At 63.9% G+C, this 2,168-nt stretch carries 3 protein-coding genes; all 3 read left to right on the top strand.

The features are described 5' to 3' along the window. Positions 1 to 556 (top strand): GGDEF domain-containing protein (locus AC1DX0_RS34965; protein WP_477358972.1); only part of this gene is annotated, 556 nt, incomplete at its 5' end. A 104-nt stretch (positions 557 to 660) separates the two neighbouring features. After that, entirely contained in the window at positions 661 to 1,623 is a 963-nt protein-coding gene (locus tag AC1DX0_RS34960; RefSeq protein ID WP_477219289.1) for a glycosyltransferase family 4 protein, read from the top strand. 128 nt (positions 1,624 to 1,751) lie between these two features. Then, on the top strand, positions 1,752 to 2,168 hold a 417-nt coding region (locus AC1DX0_RS34955), incomplete at its 3' end, for an SLC13 family permease (protein WP_477358969.1).

The following is a 2,168-nucleotide window of genomic DNA, read 5'->3' as shown; positions in this document are numbered from 1 at the left end:
TCTCAGCATCGTTGCCGCGACCGATAGTCTGACGGCAGTGCTGAACCGCGGCGCCTTCTCGATGCTGGTCGAGGCCTATCTCGAGCAGACCCGCAAGCAGGAAGATACCCGTTCCGGCGCTTTGCTGATCATCGACGCCGACCATTTCAAGTTGATCAACGACCGCCTCGGCCACGACTGCGGCGACCAGGCGCTCAAGCTGATCGCGCAGGCGATCAAGGGGCAACTGCGCGGCAGCGATATCGTCGGCCGCATCGGCGGCGAGGAGTTCGGCGTGTTCCTTCCCGGTGTCGACCCCTCGCAATCCTGGCTGGTTGCCGAAGGCATTCGCCGACGCATTCGCGAAATGGACTTTTCGCCCGGCGGCCGCGCCTGTCCGCTTTCCGTCTCGATAGGCGGCACCAGCTTCAGCGGGCCGACGACTTACGAGGCGATCTTTTCCGCCGCCGACAGACGGCTCTATGCCGCCAAGTCGAATGGACGCGATCAGGTCAGCTTCGACCCGACGGAAGTCGCCTCGCAGGTGCCCCAGCCCAGCGTCGCCACGATGCATTGACCGCTGCCTTGCCGCGCGTGATGGCTGACGTCGACCGCTTTCCTTGACGCCTTCTTGTCGGTGTGCTTCCTCCGGCATCCGGGCCGCCCAGGTAAGCGCAACGCATGATCCATTTGTTCAACGGCTTTCAGAACCCGTTTGGCGGCAGCGAGCGCGAAACCCTGGACCTGTATCGGCTGTTGAGTGCCGACCAACAGGTGCGTCTGTGGGCAACCTCATCGCGCGTCTCCGACGAGCTGATGCGACAATTTCCGGTTCGCCGTGTCTCGCCGGCAACGCGCGACGTGCCGGACGGCGGCACCTATGTCTTCCTCGGCGCGCATTGGCGCAACAAGATATGGCCTTACCTGATCGCGCGGCCGCGCCGGCTGATCTATGTCTTCAACACCTTTCACCCGAAGGTCATCGCGCTGACGACGCGCATGCCACGCCTGCTGGGCTGGCCCGACGCCGAACTGGTGCTGATCTCCGATTTTCAGAAGCGCATGCTGCGGGTCGAAGGCGTCGTGCATCCGTCGCCGATCGATATCGATCGCTTCTCCCCGCGGCCGGCAAAGTCGGATCGACCGTTCACGGTGGGGCGGCTGAGCCGCGACACGGCGGACAAGCATCATGCCGACGACATTGCGCTCTACGAGGCCTTGCTGGCCGACGGCGTTGCGGTGCGGATCCAGGGCGGCATGCCGCTCAAGGACAGGCTCGCGCCACATCCGCAACTCGAACTGCTGTCGCAGGGCCAATTTCCCGCCGAACAGTTCCTGCCGACGCTCGACGTCTTCTACTATCGCACCGGCTCGCATGTGGAGACGTTCGGCCGCGTGGTGTTCGAGGCGATGGCCTGCGGTCTGCCCGTGGTCTGCCATTCGCATGGCGGCTACGCCGACCATATCAGCCATGGCGAAAACGGCTTTCTGTTCGAGACGACGCAACAGGCGGCGCTAATCCTGGCCGAGCTCAAAGCCGATCCGGCGCTGCGGGCGAGAGTAGGCGACAAGGCGCGGCAGACCGTCGACCAGCTGTTTTCGCCACAGGCATTGCGGCAGCGGCTGGATTTCTATCGACGTTAGCGATACCGACCTGCGGAACCACGGTCTGCCCACTCCGTTTGTCATCTCGACATCGCCAAAGCCGACATGCAAAAGAACCACCGGGCGGACCGCATCGGCGCCACCAGATCGAGCGGGGCTCCTTACCGATGACATTGATGGGCGCGGCGGCACTGCTGATCCTGGTCCTGACCTATGCCGGCGTCGCCATTGGCCGCATCCCTGGCCTGCGTCTCGACCGGGCGGGTATCGCGCTGCTTGGCGGCGCGGCGATGATCGCCATTGGCGCGATCAGCATGGAGGATGCCTACCGCGCGATCAATTTCGACACCATCACGCTTCTGCTCGGCATGATGATCGTGGTGGCGCATCTGAAGGTCTCGGGCGCCTTTCGCGGTCTTGGCGCCATCGCCATCGAACATGCGCACGCGCCGTTCATGCTCTTGGTGATGGTGACGCTGCTGACCGGCGTGCTGTCGGCCTTCCTCGTCAATGATGCCATTTGCCTGGTCATGGCGCCGATCGTGGTCCACGTCACCCGCGTCATCAACCGTAACCCGATGCCC

Source organism: Mesorhizobium sp. P3_A9, assembly GCF_056402975.1.
Note: the sequence above shows the minus strand (reverse complement) of the source record. Positions and strands in the feature narration are given on the sequence as shown.

Excerpts from the sequence above, each read along its gene's own strand:
- AC1DX0_RS34960 (WP_477219289.1), top strand. The coding sequence starts at position 661 with ATGATCCATTTGTTCAACGGCTTTCAGAACCCGTTTGGCGGCAGCGAG.